This window comes from Acinetobacter sp. F16, from assembly GCF_052712855.1.
Window position 1 is genome coordinate 38,664 of sequence record NZ_JBRATK010000013.1, and the last position, 22,786, is coordinate 61,449.

Below are 22,786 nucleotides of genomic sequence, written 5' to 3' on the forward strand. Positions count from 1 at the left end.
TTAAAAAATTGACTGGTATTATTTATTTCGAATTCATCATGTTATTTGAGACGAGGATACGTCATTCGCAACTGTTTGAGGCAGTATTATATTAACAAGTTACTGTTTCTTCGATAGATTTTATAGTTAGTGGTAATAGATGAGTTTCGCGATGAAAGGACTTTAAATAAATTATTTAAAGTCTTTGTAATATGCTTTTCTTGCGAAGCTTCGCTTCTCATTTGGCTAAACAAAAGAACTGACGAAATCTAGAGATTTGGGTTAAAAAGATCAGGCTCCGTTTTGAATAAATTAAAAACCAAGGAGTTCATGATTCACTCTCATAACTGATCAGCATTACTTACTTTGAAGGTTTTTATTTGGCAAAAATATCCTGGTTAAAAACAATCCGATTTATGACTTTATCAATAAAAACATCAACTCCAATCAATATTGTGATTAAAAATCTGCATCGAATTTGGTAAATATTAAGCCATTCCTATATTCAGAGCATGCTAAAATAGCCGTCAGTTTTTGCAGGGACTCATTTATGCACTTTGTTCATCTTGGTATACATACAGAATTTTCAATTACGGAATCGATCGTACGTATACCTGATCTTATGAAAGCTGCAGAGAATGATGCAATGCCAGCTTTGGCATTAACAGATCTGTCCAATTTACATGCTGCAGTTAAATTTTATAAAAAATGTTTGGATAAAGGCATCAAACCCATTCTGGGCAGTGTCATTCGCCTGAATGATGCAGAGCATAAAGTCACCCTGCTTTCCATGACCAATAAAGGCTGGCGTGGTCTAACTGAAATTGTTTCGCGCGGCTTTATTGAAGGTCAGCAGCTTGATATCCCTTGCGTAAAAAAAGAATGGGTGCTTGAACAGAACCAGGACATCATCGTGCTTTTAGGCATGCACAGTGATGTGGGCAAAATGCTCAACTCATCCAACCCGCAAAAAGCTGAAGCACTGTTAGAAGAATGGATTGAAAAATTCGGCAATCGGGTGTATTTAGCCCTGACCCGTACCGACCGCCCCGATGAAGAGAGTTTCATTGCAGGCGCGGTTAAGCTGGCCCAGAAATATAATATCGGTGTCGTGGCACATAATGATGTGCATTTTATTGCAGCAAGCGACTTTGAAGCACATGAAGCACGTGTATGTATTGCCGATGGCTATGTGCTTGGTGATAACCGTCGCCCACGTTCTTACACGCCTGAACAATATTTCAAAACTGCTGAGGAAATGACTGAACTGTTTTCAGACATTCCAACAGCGATTGAAAACACCTATCACATTGCCAAGCGCTGTAATGTCAGCTTGCGTTTAGGCTTCAATGACCTTCCCGACTTCCCCATTCCAGAAGGCCATACCATTGATACCTTCTTTGAGCATATTTCTCAGGAAGGCCTGGAAGAACGCTTAAACTTCCTTTATCCCGTTGAAAAACGCGATGAAGACTGGCCTGAAATTCGTAAAGTTTATGATGAACGTCTCGCCTACGAAATTGGTACGATCCTGAACATGGGATTCCCCGGCTACTTCCTGATCGTGATGGACTTCATTCAGTGGTCCAAAAACAATGGCGTCCCGGTCGGTCCGGGACGTGGTTCAGGTGCCGGCTCACTGGTGGCGTATAGCCTGAAAATTACCGATCTCGATCCGCTACGTTATGACCTGCTATTCGAACGTTTCTTGAATCCTGAACGTGTTTCGATGCCCGACTTTGACATCGACTTCTGTATTGCAGGTCGTGACCGGGTAATTGACTATGTAGCACGTCATTATGGTCGTGATGCAGTATCTCAGATTGCCACTTTCGGAACCATGGCCGCGAAAGGTGCCATTCGGGACGTCGCACGTGTACTGGGTAAATCCTACGGACTTGCAGACCGGATCTCCAAGTTAATCCCGACCAAGCCATTAGGTGTAGACCTTCGTGCTGCCATCGATATGGAACCGCAGCTTAAAGATATCGTCACCAATCCATCCAACCCGGACAATGACGACGCTGCTGAAATTTGGGAAATGGCACTCAAGCTTGAAGGCATTACCCGTAATACCGGTAAACATGCCGGTGGTGTGGTGATTGCACCGGGTAAAATTACCGACTATTCGGCAGTGATGTGTGATGCGGATGGTACCAACCGTGTTGCGCAATTCGATAAAGATGATGTTGAATCCGCAGGTTTGGTCAAGTTCGACTTTTTGGGTCTGCGTAACCTGACCGTGATTGAAGATGCGATTCAAAATATTAATAAACGCATTGGGCCTGAAAAAAGCGTGGATATTGCGCATATTCCGCTAGACGACGCCAAAGCCTATTCAATTTTCGCGGATGCAAATACCACTGCGGTATTCCAGTTTGAATCCGTCGGCATGAAAAAAATGCTGAAAGAGGCACGTCCAAGTAAATTTGAAGAAATTATTGCCTTCGTATCCTTGTACCGTCCGGGTCCAATGGATCTTATTCCTGACTTTATCCACCGTATGCATGGTGGCGATTTTGAGTATCTGCATCCATTATTGGAAGGTGTACTCGAGCCGACTTACGGGATCATGGTTTATCAGGAACAGGTAATGCAGGCCGCGCAGTATTGTGCCGGCTATACCCTGGGCGGCGCGGACATGCTCCGTCGCGCCATGGGTAAAAAGAAAGTCGAAGAGATGGTGAAACACCGTCAAATCTTTATTGAAGGTGCCGCAAAAAAAGACATTGATGAAGCGACAGCCAACCATATCTTTGACTATATGGAAAAGTTCGCCGGCTACGGTTTCAACAAATCACATGCCGCTGCTTATGCCCTGGTTGCATATCAAACAGCATGGCTAAAAGCCTACTATCCGTCTGAATTTATGGCAGCGGTACTTACTTCGGAAATGCAGAATACCGACAGTATTGTATTTTTGATTGATGACTGCCGAATTAATGGCTTAGAAGTATTTCCGCCTTCCATTAACATGTCTTTTTACCAGTTCCATGCCAGCGATGAAAAAACCATTGTCTATGGGTTAGGTGCAATTAAAGGCGTGGGTGAGGCAGCCATGCAATCGGTGATTGACTCACGTTTGCATGATGGTCCTTACAAAGATTTATTTGATTTTTGCCATCGTATTGATCTGAAAAAAATCAATAAACGAACCTTGGAAGCGCTCATCCGTTCCGGTGCTTTGGATTGTTTGGGCATTGATCGTGCCAGCATCATGGCGCAATTGCCGGAAGCGGTTCAGGCGGCGGAACAAGCGCGATCTAACCGTGAAACCGGGATTATGGATTTATTTGGTGAAGTTGAAGAAGTTCAGCGTAAACCGTCTAAACCTGTAAAGCCATGGTCAGATGAAGTCCGTCTTAAAGGCGAAAAAGACACTCTTGGCCTGTATTTAACCGGACATCCAATTGATGTTTATCGTCCCGAGTTAAAATCATTTATTCCTGTACGGATTAATGAATTAACCCCGACACGTCGCGGAGTCACCACGGTATTTGCCGGACTGGTGGTGGATGTTGCCAACTTCCCGAACCGGATGATGGTGACGCTGGATGATGGTACCGCACGTATTGAAGTCTCTGCCAATCATGAACGTTTCCAGCGATTTAAAGATGTCATTCAAGCCGACCGTGTGGTGGTGATTGAAGGTGAAATTTATGAACGTGAAGGTTATGATCGTCCGATGGGACGTTTAACCAAGGCGTTCAGCCTAAATGAGATTCGTCAGAAACGTGCCAATAGTATTCAGATTAAACTAAATAGTGAACATCTGACCAAAACCTTGAGTCAGGATTTACAAAAGATTCTGATTCCATATTGTAATGTCGATATGTGCAATCACATTCCAATGCAATTACAAATTGATTATCCCTACGCTTCTGCAGAAGTTCATTTGGGACTGAATTGGAAAGTTGCGCCACAGGATGAACTGCTGGCGAAATTACGCGATTATTTTGGTAAAGATGTCATTCACATTGAATATCAAGTGAAGTCCAAAGCTGCCAAGGCCGCGCATCATAGTAAGCCCGCATACATTGCACCCCCACCTGCCAATGTCAGCATGGATGATGCGATGGATCTGTATCAGGCTGAAGCCAACCAATATTCTTAATTTTTAAATATTTAAATTCAAATCGGACACATTATGAGTCAAGTTGACAATGCTGTTGTTTCAGCACATCTCTCCCATGTGCGTATTGTCATGGTCAATACCACATTACCTGCAAATATCGGTAGTGCTTTACGCGCGATGAAAACCATGGGCTTATCCAAGCTGGTACTGGTTGAACCTAAAACCTATCCGCATCCAGATATTAATGCCTTGGCTGCAGGTGCAGTCGATTTAATCGAACAGATTGAAATTGTACCGACTTTAGAAGACGCAATTAAAGACTGCCATCTGGTTTTTGGCACCAGTGCGCGTAGCCGTACCATTCCATGGCCTTTGCTGGATGCGCGCCCTGCTGCGGAAAAATCGCTCAACGCAGTCGTCAAAGATCAACAGGAAATTGCGATTGTATTTGGTCGTGAAGACCGTGGCTTGACCAATGAGGAATTGGCGATGGCCAATTATCACGTCACCATTCCTGTCAATAACGATTATGGCGTATTGAATGTTGCCCAAGCCATTCAGGTGATTTGCTATGAAATGCGCATGGCGGCCATGGCATTGACCGAACAGAAAGAAAATCCTGAAGCGACGATGCATGTGACCAATGAAATTGACATGCAGTGGGATGAACCTCTGGTCACGCATGAACAAATGGAACAGTTCTACCCGCATATTGAAAAAATGTTGGCAGAAATTGAATTTATGGATCCAAAAAATCCACGTTTATTGCCTTTACGCTTGCGTCGTCTATTTGGACGTATACAATTAGACCGTATGGAATATCATTTACTTCGTGGAATATTCACCCGTGTACAAGCGATGAATAGTGGTAAATGGAAAAAATCTACTGACAAAATAACAGATTCTTCAGAGGATCAACCTAATGCTTAAACAGCTCAGAGAAGACATAAAGGCTGTATTCGCGCGCGATCCTGCAGCTCGAAACACCTTAGAAGTTCTAACCACTTATCCAGGCATTCATGCACTGATTATGCATCGTATTGCCCATGAACTTTGGCAAAAAGAGTGTAAAGGCTCTGCTCGCCTGCTGTCTTCTTTTAGCCGTTTTGCCACAGGTATTGAAATACACCCGGGTGCAAAAATTGGTCGTCGTTTCTTTATCGACCATGGTATGGGTGTGGTGATTGGAGAAACTGCTGAAATTGGTGATGATGTTACGCTTTATCACGGCGTGACCCTGGGCGGTACAACCTGGAATAAAGGCAAACGTCATCCTACCCTGGAAGATGGTGTGGTAGTCGGTGCCGGTGCAAAAATTCTTGGACCCTTTACCGTGGGTAAAAACTCCAAAGTCGGTTCCAATGCAGTTGTGACCAAAGAAGTTCCACCGGATACCACAGCCGTTGGTAATCCAGCGCGCTTTATCACCAAAGACAAACCCAAAGATGATGAAGAAGCACGTCGCCGTGATTATGCAGAAAGCATTGGCTTCCAACCCTATGCGGCAACACAAGATCAGTCAGATCCTATTCTAGATGGTATGCGGGTTTTGCTGGACCGAATTCAACATAATGAAAAACGCATGAATACCTTATGTCAGCGTTTATCTTTACTCGATCCTTCATTTAAAAAGCAGCATGACGAACAGCCCTTTAGCGTTGAAGAACTTAAAATTATTGAAGATGTGCGCCGTGAATGTGAAGCGCAAAGCACTCAATCCAAAGCCTAAAGTGCTTATGTGAATCTTCACAATTGCTAACTTGTGTGTTCGTCAGAGTTTTTTTAGACTGACGAACATGCAAGTTGGATTTATTGATACTTCATCTGTTCAATTTTGGCCTACAGCGCAAGCCATTTATGAAATGTCAGCAAAACCTAATCAATTTTAAAATTAAATAATGGATGATCCATATGACCCTTAAGCCTTTGGCATGTACATTAATAGCGGTTTCTTTACTTTCTGCGTGTAGCACCACTCCTAAAGAAGACCCAAAACCGACTACTCCAATTATTTTTACTGAACCTGAGTTAACTCCACCATTCTATGCGTTAAATCCATTTAACTACGATGCTCCACCTCCATTTGAAATTGCATTAAAACAAGCTGCCGCACAACCGGTGACTAAAATGGAAGTCAATCTTCAAAGTGATCCATCCAAGAAAGTCACTTTAGATGTGAACAAGCTGATTATTCCAACCGTAAACAGCAATGCACGTAATTTGAAATTTGCCGTACTTGCCGGTGAAAATGAAATTGATGTCACTGAAATTGATGACTTCTTGCAATTGGTTGAAGGTAAGGCACGTCACTATCCGCCTCGTTTTACTGAACGTCAGGAACGTAAAGGTTTTGAAGCCAAGTTAAAAGAATTGACGCAACAGCTTGATACTTTGGCATCACGAGATAATGCCTCTTTTGATGTACTGATTCGTGCATTTAAAGCCAGCGTGATGGCGCGTAACTTGGACTTGGGTTCGGTCTATACCACTAAATCTTTAACTTATGCACAGCGCATTTTAAAAATCAACAAAGAAGATGCTGAAGCAAACTTCTGGTTTGGTTTTGGTCTATCTGAAGGTGGCGGCCAACGTGAAGCGATTCCTTATTTAGATAAAGCGATGCAAGCGGGTGTTCAGGAAGCGTATTTATCTGCGGCAAATAACTATATTGCCATGGAACAAAAGAAAAATGCGATTCAGACTTTGAAGAATTATAAAATCAAATATCCGCAAGAAGCTGAAGTGGCTGACCGTTTAATTGCTGAGATTGAAAAGCAAGGTCGCTGGAATGTATGGCAAATCATTGCTGCTCCTGCTCAGCCAACACCAGCAACACCAGCAACACCAGCAACACCAGCAACACCAGCAACACCAGCATCTTAATATTTAAAGCCAGACTAAAGTAAAAATAGGCCGTCCAGTACGGTCTATTTTTATGTGTATGGATTGATAATTAGAAGAATTATCGTATGATGAATCAAATTCAAATAAATACATACTGCAGACTATTATTATGCCAAAACAGATCTACAAAGTTTTATTTGCAGCGCTATTCAGTAGTTATCTCCTCACTGGCTGTCAGGTGGTCAGTGTAAAAAGTCAGGGCATCAACGTCACCATCGCCAATGAACGAGAAAGTATTTTAACGCGCAATAAATTAAGTGAAGCGAGCTTAAATGTGCTCTCGATGACGGGGCGTGAAGCGAACATTTGCTCGGATCAACCTGAAGAGTGCATTCGAGAACTACAACAAATTCCCCAAATTCAAGATGAACAATTATTATCTACAGCAAGTGAAGTCTACTTGGCCAAAGCTTTAAATTTTGAAAACTCAAGTGATTGCAAAATTGGTATATTAACCAGCACCAAGTCAGAAGAAAAAAAACAGCTCCAGCAAGTCAATTATGATAAATGTTTAGACCAACAACTTTATATGTTGGATAAGAGCATCCGATACAGTTATGCCTACATGTTTAAAACAAAACGCGCACCACAAGACCGTATTTTTGATAACAGACAGGTTCAAATACGTGACTTTTACAATTTAGCCTTGGCCAAACTGGTTTCAGCTTATGGCCTACGCCACAAACCCACCCAAGTCGAAAAACGGATTAAAGTCGGTGACAGCATCTACAGCATTAACTTTGATCATTATCCGCAACTGAAAGAACAGAAAATCGAGCAGCTACTCTCAAGTTATAACCTGAACTTTTCAGGGTTGCGTTCCATTAACCGACGTGACGGTTTCGGTTCAGAATTTGTCGTCGTTTTACCGCAAGTGAAGGACGAGATTGGTGAAGGTAAAAATAAATACATTATCGACCCGATAAATTTTAGCTACAAAGATGGCGTCAATCCGAATATCCATCAAGCGCGTTATCTGGCAGCCACCATTACCGCCCAACCGAAATCTGCAACCAATATTGAGGATATTTTAAATAAGGCCGAGTTTGAATTGGAGGCTTTTGATCCATACAAGTATGAGAAAGTTGATCTGGCAGGAAAAACCTATCCGCTTGCGGCTAACTTCTCGACCCCGTATGGGTTGTGGCTGGCACAGAATAATCTGGGGAAAGCAGCATATTTAACCCTGATTGATCGTGATGATCATCTCACCATGCCGCATTTATATATGCTTGAACCTTATAACCCGAATAAAAAAGTCATTGTATTGGTGCATGGTTTGGCCAGTAGTCCAGAAGCATGGATCCGGCTGACCAATGACATTATGGGTGACGCAGTACTGCGTGAAAATTTCCAGGTCTGGCAAGTATTCTATTCAACCAATATGCCGATTATTGAAAGTCGCTTCCAGATTTATGCCCTGCTCACCCAGGCTTTTGCAAAGGTAGATGCCAAAGTGCCAGCCAAAAAAGATGCCGTACTGGTTGGACACAGTATGGGAGGCATTATTGCCCGGCTTTTGGTGAGCGATGCAGATGTGACAAAAAAAGCCCTAGCCATGATGAACAACCGCCAGTTAAATAAATACCAGAAATTACCGATCGTCTCACAGCGCTTGGTCATGAAGGATATTCCCAATTTTAATCGTGCGATATTTCTCGCATCTCCGCATACAGGAACGGATTATGCGGATCGCTGGTTTACCAAGGCAGCGCGTAAAATTATTCGTATACCGGGTGCATTCCTGTCTGCCATCGGTGACAGCATACAAAATCAGGATCTGGACGTTAAAGATCTATTAACCCAGATTGATCATGGCCTGATTCAAAATGGTCCAAGCGACTTGAGCCATCAATCAAAATTTATGGAACTCACCAAAAATATTAACCCGCGTAAAGGTCTCGCCTTCCATTCTATTATGGGCAATATCACGGATAGTGATGATCTGAATATCATTAGCGACGATGTCGTTACCTATAAAAGTGCCCATTTAAACGGTGCTGTTTCTGAAAAAATCATCAAAGGTGGACATTCGATTCAGGAAACACCTGAAGCCATTTTAGAATTGCGTCGAATCTTACGCCTGCATTTGACCCAATTAGGTTTACATAAACCTTAAGGCTTAAGCAATTTCAGTCGGTCATGTGCATACAGCATGATCGACTGAACTGCCATTAAATTTGGTTTTAATTTATTTGCTTAGGCTATTCTTGGCTATGATTAGACATCATTAAAATATATCAAATTTAGCATATTGATCCTAAATTACAGCGCTATTCACCCATCCTGAACATTCTCATAAAAAATAAAAAACTGTTTGCTCATTTTTACGTATTTATTGCAAAGCATTTTTCTCTGCTCATGCAAATTTGATAAGATAAGCTACTCGAATGAAGTTAAGTTTTTTGATAGGCACGACTTGCCAGAAAATCAAAAAAATATAAGCAGAATGTCTTAGTCATCAATTGACTTATCTTCATGCAAAACATTGAAATTGGTGAGACAGCCAAGTTTTTAGCGATCTAGATTTATACAAATATTTAAGGATTTTACCTCAATGAGTTACCCGGAAATCATGGCTGATCTTTCCACTTTAACGCCAATGATGCAGCAGTACATGAGCGTCAAGATGCAGCATCCTCACTCACTCATGTTTTACCGTATGGGTGACTTTTATGAACTGTTTTTTGATGATGCGCATAAAGCTGCAAAATTACTCGGGATTACTTTAACCCATCGCGGCAAAGCCAATGGCGAACCGATCCCTATGGCGGGCGTACCTTATCACGCAGCTGAAGGTTATCTGGCGCGTCTGGTCAAGAAAGGCGAAACCGTGGTCATCTGTGAGCAGCTCGGTGAAGGCGAGAGCGCAGGCACTCGCGGTAAAGCACCCATGGAACGTGGTGTGGTCCGAATTATTACGCCTGGTACACTGACGGATGATGCGCTACTGAATAGTCATCAATCTTCCAATCTGGTCGCGCTTTGCATTCAACAAAATCAGATTGGTATTGCACTGTTAGATTTAAGCGCAGGCATTTTTAAGGTTCAACAACAAGACTTCCAACACGAACAGCTCGCGATTGAGCTGTCTCGCTTAATGCCAAGCGAAATTCTGGTGGATGAAGATATTGTAGATCCCAATATTATTGAACAAATTAAAAAGCAACTTGAGTGCCCGGTTACCAAGCGTCCAAATGTCGATTTCAATGTCAATAATGCGCAAAAAACCTTATGTGATCAGTTAGCCGTATCGACACTATCCGGTTTCGGTATTGATCATTTGCCATTGGCAAAAGCCTCTGCAGCCGCACTGATTCACTATGCCAAAGAAACCCAAAAAACCGCTTTACCGCATATCCGTTCCATTCAACTGGAACAAAGCAGTGACTTTATTGCACTCGATCCCGTTACGCGTCGTAATTTAGAATTGGTTGAACCCTTGTTTGATCATGGCACATCGCTGTTTCAACTGATCAACGACTGTCAAACGGCTATGGGTGGGCGTTTACTCAGCCGTACCTTAATGCAGCCGCTGCGTGATACCAAATTACTCGATGCTCGCCTAGATGCAACGGCAGCGATGCTGAATGGTTATCATGAATCACCTATTCGCTTGGTACTGAAAGACATCAGTGATATTGAACGTGTGCTGAGCCGTATCGCTTTAGGCAGTGCACGTCCGCGTGATTTGGTACAGTTGCGTCAAGCCTGTGCGCAAATTCCTTTATTACGCCATGCCATCCAGCCGATTACCCAAGCCCAGCAATCTGGCTTAATTCAGCAATTGGATCAGGAATTAGGTGATTTTAAGGGATTATACCAACGCCTGATGTCCGCCATTGTTGAACATCCACCGGTATTACTGCGGGATGGCAATGTCATTGCCGAAGGTTTTGACAGCGAACTGGATGAACTGCGTAAAATTCGTGATCATGCAGGTCAGTTCCTCATTGACCTAGAAACTCAAGAGCGTGAAAATACAGGGGTTTCCACCCTTAAAATTGGCTATAACCGTGTCAGTGGCTACTACATTGAACTGACCCGCGCGCAAGCAGATCAGGCACCGGATCATTACATTCGTCGCCAGACCTTAAAAAATGCAGAGCGCTATATCACGCCAGAACTCAAGTCTTTTGAAGATAAAGTGTTATCCAGTGAATCTCGTGCGCTGGCGCGTGAAAAAATGCTGTTTGAAATGCTGCTAGATGAATTACGCCAAGATATCGGCAATTTACAAATGATGAGCAGCGCGATTGCACAAATTGATATGCTGGCCAATTTTGCCCATCAGGCACGTTTACGCAACTGGTCACGTCCAGAATTTAGCCCTGAAATTGGGGTGAAAATTATCGCCGGTCGCCACCCTGTGGTTGAAGCCTTAAGTAAAACTGCCTTTACCCCAAATGATACGACTTTAGATTTTAATCACCGTATGGCCATTGTGACGGGGCCAAACATGGGTGGTAAATCCACTTTTATGCGTCAAACCGCACTGATTAGTTTATTGGCTTATTGTGGATGCTATGTCCCTGCCAAATCCGCAGTACTAGGTCCAATTGATCGGGTCTTTACCCGTATTGGTTCAGCAGATGATTTATCGACTGGCAAATCGACCTTTATGGTAGAAATGACCGAAACTTCACAAATTCTGCATCATGCCACCAACCAGTCTTTGGTGCTGATGGATGAAGTCGGTCGTGGTACCAGTACCTACGATGGCTTATCTTTGGCGTGGGCCTGTGTGATTGACCTGAGTAAACGTATTAAATGCCTGTGCTTATTTGCGACTCATTATTTTGAACTCACTGAACTGGGCAAAGAGCCTGGCATTGATAACTACCATGTCACAGCCAAGGAATTGAACGGTAATTTAATTCTGTTGCACAAAGTCCAGTATGGCCCTGCAAGTCAAAGTCATGGTCTTCAAGTGGCTAAATTAGCCGGTATTCCTGCCAGTGTGATTAAAGAAGCCCAAAATCGTTTAAAGATTTTGGAGAAACAGCAACATCAGCAACTCAATAAAGCAGTACAAAACGATTTATTTAGTGTAGCAGATGAGCCGTCTATTGAAGTGACTGAACGGGTTGTTGAAGTGGAAAAAGATGTGCCAGCGCTGAATCTGTTGAGGGCTTTAGATGTCGACAGTCTTTCACCACGTGAAGCCCTGCAACAAATCTATGCTTTGAAAGATGCCCTAGAAGCTTAATTTAAAATCATTGCAAATAAGTCAAAGACTCCTAAATAGGAGTCTTTTTCATTTAGATACCCTATTTAAGCAGATGTTCAGTTTTTATCAAAATTAACAGCCCTATATATAACAAATATCAATAAAAGCAATTGTTAGTTACATGCGTTTTTGCCTAGAATACAGCAAGAGTAATTAGAACCATATTTTTTAGGTAGCTGTCGCCATGACCTTTGTTGTCACTGAAAATTGTATTAAATGTAAATACCAAGACTGCGTAGAAGTTTGTCCAGTGGATTGTTTCTACGAAGGTCCAAATTTCCTCGTCATCAATCCTGATGAATGTATTGACTGCGCACTTTGCGAACCTGAATGTCCTGCAAATGCTATTTTCTCGGAAGATGAGTTGCCAGAAGGTCAAGAAGTCTTTATTGAACTCAATACTGAACTTTCACAAAAATGGCCGAACATCACCCAGATTGGGGATCAACCTGCTGACCGTGAAGAATGGAATGGTAAAGCTGACAAGTTACAATACTTGGAAAAGTAATCCTGTCCTCAAACTTCGAAAAAAGATCAGCAAATGCTGATCTTTTTTTATACTTAAAAAAACATTTGATTGCAATTTTTCCAAATTTTATCCACAAAATTATATTAAAATAACGCACGTATTTATAAATATTTGATTTCTATAATGAAGCATTTTCTCAAGGGATTAATCGGGTTCGGTTTAATCCCACTTGTCATGATTGGATGTACCACATCTCCTCAGAAACAAGGACGTACCACCACGACTCCCGACGGAAAACGGATCTTCATTCCCCAAGAACGCATCATTATTGAACGCCCAATCCCACCTAAAACAGTTCCTTATGCTTATAGCGCTTGGGCTGCCATAGGCGATAATTTACGACGCGTGCGCGAATATGAAGTGTTTCTTGAACAAAATGGCGTAGGCAATATTATTCCAAGTTTTGAACTCATGCGTACGGCACGGGATTGGCAAAAATGTTCTCGTTCACAATATATGATTCCAAACCGTGAATTGTGGAACAATCAAGTTTCGACCTTGCGTGTATTTAAATATTTGGTTGCAGCCAAAGTGCTTACCGATTTCGAAGTCACTTCGGTTTATCGTGATTTACCCCTTAACCAGTGTGCTGGCGGGGCAAATTCATCACGTCACTTATTTAATTCGGCAATCGATTTCCGTATTGGACCTGCATATCCTCAACCTGAAGATTATGCTTTTATCGAAAATACCAAATTTAAATTATGCCAATTCTGGGCACAACATGGTCAAAGCCTGAATATGGGACTTGGATTATATGCTTCAGGTCAAATCCATATTGATACTCAAGGCTATCGTACTTGGGGACCTGACTTATCACGTCATTCCTCTATGTGTAATTACTAATCTAGATACAATGACTCGAAGTTAGTTCAGATAAAAAGAGATCTTGATGATCTCTTTTTTATTGTCTTATTTTCAATAAATTTAAACGATAAATTGCACTCTGAATGGAAAGGTTTAAAATGCTTGCATCGTAAAAAAGGTGACGAAACTATGCAACAAATGTGGACAGAGATTGATGCTTACATCGATTCACATTTAATTCCAGAAGACCCTATTCTTCTACAGACATTAAAAAATACTGAAGAAAGAGGTTTTCCAGATCACCTTGCAGTAGCTCCCAATCAGGGCATGCTGCTGCAAATGCTCATTCAGATGAACAAATGCAAGCGTGTGCTAGAATTGGGTACTTTTGCTGCCTATAGCACCATGTGGCTGGCACGTGCGCTTCCTGAAGATGGTTATATTTTAACGATTGAAGGTCGTGATACACACGCAGCGTTGGGCCAGGAAAATATTGACAATGCCAAGTTGCCGCAAACCATTGACCTGAAAGTGGGACGTGCAGCTGATGTATTAAAGGCCTTGCCTGCGGATTTCGAGGCTTTTGATTTTATCTTTATTGATGCCGATAAACAGAGTTACCCGGAATATCTAGAATTAAGCTTGGACTTGTCTCATTCGGGAACCATTATTGTGCTGGATAATGTCATTCGTGGAGGCGAAATCATCAATCCTGAAAATCATAAACCGAGTATTGAAGGTATCCGAGAAATGTTTGTCGCTTTACAGAACCATCCTCGAATCTTGTCGTGTACAGCGTTACAAACTGTAGGCAGCAAAGGCCATGATGGCTTTGCATTGGCTATAGTGAAATAATTTGACACAAAGATCAAAAAACAATCGTACTGTTTTTTTATTTATTTATTAGTAATTTACATACACTATCCATATAGTTATCCACAAGTTATGCGGATAACTATGACTAATCTTTAATCAACCGCTCCAAGCCACGCTTGTGCTTATTTGACCACCAACAACGGTACCGTTGAATTTCGGAAAATAGTCGTTGCAACACTGCCCAAAAAGAACTGGTGAATTTTACTGTGGCTAAATGCGCCCAGTACAATCAGTTGTATCCCATGTTCACTCTGATATTCAAGTATATTTTCAGAAACATCTCCATAACGATATTCCATGACCACATCGAGTCCTGCTTCGCGTAAATATTGTGCAGGTTCATTCAATATTTCTGGATGATCCCCCACATAAAGCACATGACACTGTAAAAGTCTTAATAAATCACTTTGTGCAATTCGCTTCATCAAATTGACGCATGTTGGCGAATATTCATAAGCAAAAATAAATCGTGTGGGTGGCTTGAAGTTTTCACCCACCGTCATAATGGTACAGTTAGCGCCGCGAATAAAGTTTTCAACATTACTGCCGATGGGTTTATTCCGTTCTGCAGAACGCTCCCCGACTCGACCAATAATGGTAATGTCGTCATCTCTAAGCACATTAAAACTTTGCTCTAAAAAATCGCCTTTTTCTTGTAGATGCGAAGCAGTTAAACCGTACTTTTGCTGAATCATTTCACTAATATGATTGAGCAAGTTATTGCTATAATTGAGCGCTAGTTCACTTTGTTTTTGTTCAAGTTCAGCCAGTTCTTTGAGTAACATTGCATTACTTTCAAAACCAATTACCCCACTTATTTCCCCTAAGTGATAACTGGCAGGGTAATAATCTAAAACCTGTAATAACACCAATTCACGTTGTGTCTGCTTTGCAACCCATGCGGCAGCTTCTGCAACTGCATTGACACACGGAGAAGAATCAATACAAGCGATTACACGTTTCATTTTCGCCTCGCTTTTCGCCATTAAAGGCTTTAAGTCTATTTGTTATTTTTAACTTAGCATATCTATTCCAGACTGTGCATGCTTTTATGTAATTAAACTTACTCGGCAATTCATCCTAATTTTATTGAACTTTTTGATCGCGATAACGGATAAATTTTGCAGGATTGCCCGCAACGATAGCCGCTTTTTCTACATCTTTTGTGACCATGCTATTCATTCCAACCACAGCATGCGATCCAATGCTTATGCCATCTTTCACGCCCACATGTGCACCCAACCAGACATCCTGACCAATCTCGATTCCCTTCGAACGGACAGGTTGCTGATAAATTGGCTGCTCTAACTCCATGCCATGGTCAAAGGCATACAAATGACAATATGCAGCGATACGGACCTGATCATGCAGCTTGATCCCCATACGCCCGCCATCTAGAATGCAATGATGGTTAATTGCAACTTCATTGCCAATTTCCAAGGGTCCATGCAAAGTACAATCTGCTGCAATAAAGGTATTATCCCCAATCACAATTTTCCGCCCCGGCTCGGCAAAAATATGCGCCAGCGGTGAAATAAAACAGTTTTCACCTATTTCGACCGTTTCCATTTGCATTAAATAGGCTTGATATTCTTTTTGCCATGCTTCAGCCCAAGCCCGGTTTTTCGGTTTTAATGACCAATATAACCACGGCATATAGTTCAGACGATGCTTGTGCTGTTCACGATATTTTAACAGTGGATCTTGTTCAGTCATTCTGTGGTTCTTCTACAATTTTGAGTTGTTCACGACCGCGAGTCACATCCTGAATTTTCAAGGACAAGGGTTCTATTTGATGAATTTGCAGTAAAGCTTCGACTTGTACGCCGGTCGCGGTATAGTCTTGTTTAAATTCGATTTGCTGCTGATTGAGTTCATATTGAAAGATCGACCATTCATTAAACTGGCAGGCAAAACTGACCTTTTTCTTTTCAATCAGTTCAATTTTTTCAGCCATTAATAGACATTGTCCGGCACAACCACCATAAGCGCGAACCAGGCCACCTGTTCCGAGTTTAATTCCACCATACCAGCGATTCACCAACACCAGAATATTGGTCAACTCATTGCCTTCAATGGTTGCCAAAATCGGTCTTCCCGCAGTTCCAGAGGGTTCACCATCGTCATTAAAGCGGATATTATGTCCAATTTTCCATGCCCAACATTGATGCGTTGTGGTGAGATCTTTATGGGTTTCCAGAAAATCCTTGACCGCCTGTTCATTTTCCACCGGCACTGCAATGGCTTGAAAGCGACTTTTCTTGATGTCTTCTTCGAAACTAACTGGTGAGGCAATCGTAAATGGCATAAATCTGACAATAAAAAAATCACTGTAAAATTATAACGTGTTTTCAAACCTCTGTAGCTAACTTAGATCAGCATTTAAAGGCAACCTCATACTCTGGCAATAATCTATGCGCTAAGTTCCAGTCTAAGTGTCATATATCGCTTAGCAAAACCTGTAGAAATAAAGCGTCAATCTGATCGCTTTATGATGGAGTGAAATAAATAGAATTCATGCTGCAACTTAGATTTTGATTGGTTGATTGGTTGATTGGTTGATTGGTTGATTGGTCGGAAGCAAAAAATGTATCCAATCTGACTTTCGACTTGAAATGAATCTCTGTTTAACTTGGTCAGAGAATTTAAGAGATTAAAAAGAACGTAATCTAAGGAATTATTCAAAGCTAAAAGCGATGAGTTAAACTATAGAAATGGCTCCTCCATCGACAACAAATTCTGATCCGTTAATCGCGGATGTATATGACGTATAAAATGAAATCAGGACAAGAATTGCTGAGCCAGCTCTTTAGCAAATTATGTGTATAGGGGATAAAAATTTAAATCCTGCTATTTATTCTTGGGATTAAAAAAATAGATTTTTTTAACATTAAAATCTAAGGCTTATATTAATAAATTCGAATAATTATGCTCCATAATTTTTAGTCTAGATTCACGGTTCACACAAATGTGCCATTATTTTAAATAGCATCTGTTAAAAGAATAATTTCTAAATTTTCTCATGAACTTAAGACCTTAATATATAAGAAATTAAATTATTTAAGCTTTTATTAGCATTTATTAATCCAATTAAACATCCATATAAAATAAATAGATCTTTCTCTTAACCCCTTAATGTTTCCTTTAGTTAAAATAATTTAACATTTGTTGATTTGTGTAATAAATTGAATCCAAGCTTACATATCTATAACACAGTTTATTATGTGATATTTAACACATTATAATAATTTTATTGCGTTTTAAGTCTCATAAAATCCCTTATTACACTTAAGGAATTATAAATTAATTCTTTTAAATTCATTAAATTATAATTTCTAAGTTTTTAATTAATGATTTATCAAAAATTTAAAACGCTTTAAAAGCGATTTTTTCGCGATTCTCAATTCTCAATTTTAATGTTATTTAAATTTGGTTAATTTCCAGAAATAAATACATTATAAAAAGGTGGGAGAGTCGATATGGCTACGATTAAAATACTATCCGCGCAAAATGGAGAAGTCCTTCAGAATATTGATAATAATATTGTGAAACTCACACAAAATTCAGTCATTCAGGTAAATGCAGATATTGATGAAGTGGTGACTATTACTCGTCAAGGAAATTCTGCAGTTATTCAGCTCAAAAATGGCGAAAGCATCATTATTGAAAACTATTTCGACTATCCGGTGGATGCTAATCGAATTGTTTTTGAGAATGAAGGAAAATTATATTGGGCAGAGTTTACTGATCAAAATGGCGAAATGCTGGACACTATCCTTTATCATCCCCTCACAGAAGGCACTGTCGAAAGCACAAATATGGCTGCCGGAATTCTACCTTGGCTGGGCGGCGCTCTAGCGATTGGAGCCATTGCCGCTGCTGCAGGTTCAGGAGGTTCTTCTGGTGGTGATTCCGATTCCGGAAGTCGAGACAATACCCCACCTAAATTAACCGGCATCATTGTTAATGAAAATGGTCAGCTTGAATTAAGCTTTAATGAGAATGTAAATGGTTCAAATCCACGTCCTGAGGATTTTACTGTAATCGTGGATGGCGAAGAAATTCCAGTCACTAATATCATCGTAGAGGGCGATAAGATTACATTGGTCACTGAGCCAGCGATTCAGGATGGCCAAGACGTTACTATTGATTATCAAGATAGTACGCCAAATAATGATCAAGGTATCAAAGACTCGGAAGGCAATGTATTAGACGGTCTCGATTCTGATGCAGTGGGAGGGGTAAAAAATCCAGACACTACCGCCCCTACACTACTCAGTGCTGAAGTCAATGAAAACGGCAATATTGAACTCAGTTTTAATGAAGCCTTGGACGCAGACAACCTGCCACCTGCAACGAGCCTAGTGGTGACAGTCGGTACAGCACCAAATCAAACTGCGATCAATGTGATCGATACTATTGCAGATGGAAATATCCTAATCCTGATCACTGATCCGGTAATTAGCGCAGGCCAGAGCGTCAATGTAGTCTATACCGACCCAAGCGCTGGAAATGATCTCGATGCCATTCAGGATATTGCCGGTAATGACGCAGCAGGCTTTAACACGGCTGACTTGCCGAATGGTATCGTGAATAATTCTGATCAGCAGTATCCAGATGTAGATGCACCGGTACTCATCGATGCAGAAGTGAATGAAAACGGCAACATTGAACTGAGCTTTAATGAAGATGTCTCAGGTTCTAATCCATTAAATGATGATTTCACCGTGACTGTGGATGGGACGGCAGTGTCGGTAACGGAGATCCTGATCAATGGCAGCATCATCACCCTGATCACAGATCCTGAAATCACTCAAGGCCAAGTGGTTGAAGTCAGCTATAGCGACAGCACGCCAGAAAATACACAAGGGATCCAGGATTCGGACGGCAATGTGCTGGAAGGATTTGATGCAGTTGATGTGGGCGGAGTTGAAAACAACTCTGAACTGCAAACTCCAGATGTGGATGCACCGGTACTCATCGATGCTGAAGTGAATGAAAATGGCAACATTGAACTCAGTTTCAATGAAGATGTATCTTCCTCTAATCCATTAAATGACGATTTCACCGTGACTGTGGATGGTACAGCCGTTCCGGTAATAGACCTTCTTATCAATGGTAGCATCATTACCCTGATCACCGATCCTGAAATCACTCAAGGTCAAGTGGTTGAAGTGAGCTATAGCGATAGCACACCGGGAAATGCACAAGGTATCCAAGATTCGGACGGCAATGTGCTGGAAGGATTTGATGCAGCCGATGTGGGCGGAGTTGAAAATAACTCTGAACAGCAAACTCCAGATGTGGATGCACCGGTACTCATCGATGCTGAAGTGAATGAAAACGGCAACATTGAGCTGAGCTTTAATGAAGATGTATCGACCTCTAATCCATTAAACGATGATTTCACCGTGACTGTGGATGGTACAGCAGTTCCGTTGATAGACCTTCTTATCAATGGCAGTACCATCACCCTGATCACCGATCCTGAAATCACTCAAGGTCAAGTGGTTGAAGTGAGCTATAGCGACAGCACACCGGGAAATACACAAGGGATTCAGGATTCGGACGGCAATGTGCTGGAAGGATTTGATGCAGCCGATGTAGGCGGAGTTGAAAATAACTCGGAACAGCAAACTCCAGATGTAGATGCACCGGTACTCATTGATGCTGAAGTGAATGAAAACGGTAATATTGAACTCAATTTTAATGAAGCCTTGGATGTAGACAACCTGCCACCTGTAGCGAGCCTTGTGGTGACAGTCGGTACAGCACCAAATCAAACTGCGGTCAATGTGATTGGTATGAGGGCAGATGGAAATACCCTCACCCTGATCACGGATCCGGTAATTAGCGCAGGCCAGAGCGTTAATGTGGTCTATACCGATCCAAGCGCTGGAAATGATCTCGATGCCATTCAGGATACTGCCGGTAATGATGCAGCAGGCTTTAATACAGCTGACTTACCGAATGGTGTAGTGAATAATTCTGATCAGCCAACCCCGGATACTGTGGGCCCTACACTGCTAGCAGCCGAAGTCAATGAAAACGGCAATATTGAACTGAGCTTTAATGAAGCCTTGGATACAGACAACCTGCCACCCGCAGCAAGTCTAGTGGTGACAGTGGGTACAGCACCTGATCAGACTGTGGTCAATGTGACTGGTATAAGTGCAGATGGAAATACCCTAACTCTGATCACGGATCCGCTGATTAGCGCAGGCCAGAGCGTTAATGTGGTCTATACCGATCCAAGCGCTGGAAATGATCTCGACGCCATTCAGGATACTGCCGGTAATGATGCAGCAGGCTTTAATACAGCTGACTTACCGAATGGTGTAGTGAATAATATGGAACTACCACTGAGTTTAGCCAATGATGAGATTTCTGCCTTACTCGTTAATAAGACTATTAATACAGCTACACCACTTGCGACAATAGACGAACAAGATTTGATTAGTGTTCTTCCTGGAGATTCAAGAATAGCAGTAATGAATTTCACTATTGATAGTGGTACGGAAGATGTTGTGATTGCTGTACAGCAAGATAATTTAGTGGACTTAGCCGGCGCTTTCACTTTTGTAGTGCGAAATACAACGACTGGTGAAGAATTTCAGGTGGCAGCCGCAGATACAAGTCAAGGAGGATTAGTTGCTGGTGCACTAGGATTGGAACTACTCGGTGGGGTTGCAGATGCTCAAGGGCTTAGATTAGATATTAGTGACTTGCCTGCGGGTAATTATGAAGTTTCTATCTATGGTGATTCTTCACAACTGGCAGATATTTTGGCTACTGTAGATTTAGCGAGCTTAGGTGATAACACTGTCAATGATCTGGTGTCAGATACCGTATTAGGTCTACTGGAAACAGCTTTAACAGGCCCAGATGCCGATCCTCGTGGACTATTAGAGCAATTGACACTCAGCCAGTTATTAGAGGTAACTACTGACATACCAGCCTTAGGCACATTGACCGGAGCTGTTAATACTATTCTCGCTCCTTTATTGAATAATCCATTATTGGGTGATTTAAATAATACATCTGTAGGCGACATAATTGCAGGTAATGCGGGAGGTGCATTAGGATTCCTATTAACTACGCTTGGACTAGGTACAGTCCTAAACAGTCTAGTAAATGGAGTACTGGCTGGTGTAGATGGTGCGGGCCAAGCATTATTTGATAATTTAGTAGAACCGTTAGTTAGCAATATTCTGCTAGATACGGTGCTCGAAGGTACCGGTCTGACTACTGGATTAAATAGCTTATTGGGATCAGTGAATACATTACTTGATCCTTTAGGATTAGATAATGTTTTACCCACTGTCGATGGATTATTGGATCTTGTGGCTCAAGAAATTTTGAGTAATCCATTAACTCTATTAGGTGGAACCACTGCTGAAGTCTACGAAGTAAATGGAGAAACTTATCGTGCTACAGGAAATATTCAGGAAATTTCAGTCGATGGTACTCAAGCTGATAACTGGGGTGATGGAGTATTAACTGCAGTTAAGGGCATGCCAGTAACTTTCGATTCAACTGATGCAGATGGCAAGTTCACTCTTATTCAGGGAACCTATGGAGTCCTTAAACTCTATGATGATGGTAGCTTTATTTATAATTCTGATAATTTAAATGGACAAGGAACTCCGATCAGTGAGGTATTTAGCTATACCGTAACGCGCAATGCGGGGCAGGCGAATGAGGAAACGGCTTCAGCAGATTTGACGATCAATATTGATCCTGTAAATCAGATCATTAACTATGCCGATGACTCCGCAGATAACCTGTTACAAGGCGGTGCAGGCAATGATCTTCTGACAGGTGGTGCTGGAGCAGATACGGCAATCTACTATTTACTGAATAATACTGATGCCACTGGCGGCAATGACACAGATACCTGGACTGACTTTAATGCTGCTGAGGGTGACATAATTGATGTTTCGGCTTTGCTGAGTGATCAGCCTGTAAATGCATCGAATCTTGGGAATTATATAACACTCGACCAGCGTGGAGACGATACGATTGTAATGATCGATCGTGATGGTTCGGTAACAGATGCAAGCTATACGCCAACAGAACTAATTATTTTGCAAAACACAGACAGTACAAGCTTGGTGCTTGAAGATTTGATTAAATATAATCAAATTTGATTAGCCAGATAAGAAAAGGTTTTTCGAAATCTTTTCTTATCAAATTCACTTGTAGATATAAATCCCGCACTTAGCGGGATTTTTTATATTTTGGATAAATATTTAAAACGTTAATATCAGCTCAAGGCGAATCCTCATAATAATCATGATCATCACAATTTTCGTGTCGTCATTTGATTTTGAGGTGGAAAGTTAACTTTTCTCAAGGTATTTACAAGCAAAATCCTTTTTCCGAT

The 22,786-nt window shown here is 41.5% G+C and carries 13 protein-coding genes; 10 read left to right on the forward strand and 3 right to left on the reverse strand.

Annotated elements, in window-relative coordinates; all coding sequences use genetic code 11:
- Positions 1-529: 529 nt before the first annotated feature.
- The 9 genes from dnaE (at position 530) to ACU0NF_RS09145 (ending at position 14,379) form a co-directional block, all read left to right on the forward strand.
- Entirely contained in the window at positions 530-4,093 is a 3,564-nt protein-coding gene (gene dnaE / locus ACU0NF_RS09105; RefSeq protein WP_445660903.1) for a DNA polymerase III subunit alpha, read from the forward strand.
- Between the two features lie 33 nt (positions 4,094-4,126).
- Positions 4,127-4,984 (forward strand): RNA methyltransferase, encoded by an 858-nt coding sequence (locus ACU0NF_RS09110; protein ID WP_445660904.1) that lies wholly within the window; start codon positions 4,127-4,129, stop codon positions 4,982-4,984.
- Positions 4,977-5,783: a serine O-acetyltransferase gene (gene cysE / locus ACU0NF_RS09115; RefSeq protein WP_131266525.1), complete on the forward strand. Its 807-nt coding sequence runs from the start codon at positions 4,977-4,979 to the stop codon at positions 5,781-5,783. Before ACU0NF_RS09110 ends, cysE begins: the two co-directional genes overlap by 8 nt.
- 182 nt (positions 5,784-5,965) lie before the next feature.
- Positions 5,966-6,937 carry an ABUW_2363 family tetratricopeptide repeat lipoprotein gene (locus tag ACU0NF_RS09120; RefSeq protein ID WP_445660905.1) on the forward strand — a complete coding sequence of 324 codons (972 nt, stop codon included), beginning with the start codon at positions 5,966-5,968 and terminating at the stop codon, positions 6,935-6,937.
- 130 nt (positions 6,938-7,067) lie between these two features.
- Positions 7,068-9,077, forward strand: coding sequence for an esterase/lipase family protein (locus ACU0NF_RS09125; RefSeq protein ID WP_445660906.1), 2,010 nt, complete (start codon positions 7,068-7,070; stop codon positions 9,075-9,077).
- Positions 9,078-9,515: 438 nt separating this feature from the next.
- Positions 9,516-12,167 (forward strand): DNA mismatch repair protein MutS, encoded by a 2,652-nt coding sequence (gene mutS / locus ACU0NF_RS09130; protein ID WP_445660907.1) that lies wholly within the window; start codon positions 9,516-9,518, stop codon positions 12,165-12,167.
- A 205-nt stretch (positions 12,168-12,372) separates the two neighbouring features.
- Positions 12,373-12,696, forward strand: a complete 324-nt coding sequence (fdxA, locus tag ACU0NF_RS09135) for a ferredoxin FdxA (RefSeq protein ID WP_004651686.1) — start codon at positions 12,373-12,375, stop codon at positions 12,694-12,696.
- 144 nt (positions 12,697-12,840) lie between these two features.
- Positions 12,841-13,563 (forward strand): D-Ala-D-Ala carboxypeptidase family metallohydrolase, encoded by a 723-nt coding sequence (locus ACU0NF_RS09140; protein ID WP_131266534.1) that lies wholly within the window; start codon positions 12,841-12,843, stop codon positions 13,561-13,563.
- Between the two features lie 150 nt (positions 13,564-13,713).
- Positions 13,714-14,379: an O-methyltransferase gene (locus ACU0NF_RS09145; protein ID WP_171538323.1), complete on the forward strand. Its 666-nt coding sequence runs from the start codon at positions 13,714-13,716 to the stop codon at positions 14,377-14,379.
- 143 nt (positions 14,380-14,522) lie between these two features.
- On the opposite strand, the gene ACU0NF_RS09150 is transcribed toward ACU0NF_RS09145, so the two are convergent.
- The 3 genes from ACU0NF_RS09150 to ACU0NF_RS09160 all read right to left on the reverse strand — a co-directional run bounded on the left by ACU0NF_RS09150 (position 14,523) and on the right by ACU0NF_RS09160 (position 16,708).
- Positions 14,523-15,365 carry a universal stress protein gene (locus tag ACU0NF_RS09150; RefSeq protein WP_131318783.1) on the reverse strand — a complete coding sequence of 281 codons (843 nt, stop codon included), beginning with the start codon at positions 15,363-15,365 and terminating at the stop codon, positions 14,523-14,525.
- Positions 15,366-15,486: 121 nt separating this feature from the next.
- Positions 15,487-16,116 (reverse strand): DapH/DapD/GlmU-related protein, encoded by a 630-nt coding sequence (locus ACU0NF_RS09155; protein WP_445660908.1) that lies wholly within the window; start codon positions 16,114-16,116, stop codon positions 15,487-15,489.
- Positions 16,109-16,708: an IMPACT family protein gene (locus tag ACU0NF_RS09160; protein WP_445660909.1), complete on the reverse strand. Its 600-nt coding sequence runs from the start codon at positions 16,706-16,708 to the stop codon at positions 16,109-16,111. The genes ACU0NF_RS09155 and ACU0NF_RS09160 overlap by 8 nt, the downstream gene beginning before the upstream one ends.
- Before the next feature lie 1,171 nt (positions 16,709-17,879).
- On the opposite strand from ACU0NF_RS09160, the gene ACU0NF_RS09165 reads away from it, so the two are divergent.
- A complete protein-coding gene (locus ACU0NF_RS09165) occupies positions 17,880-22,550 on the forward strand; it encodes a SwmB domain-containing protein (RefSeq protein ID WP_445660910.1) in 4,671 nt (1,556 codons plus the stop codon).
- The last annotated feature ends 236 nt before the right edge of the window (positions 22,551-22,786 follow it).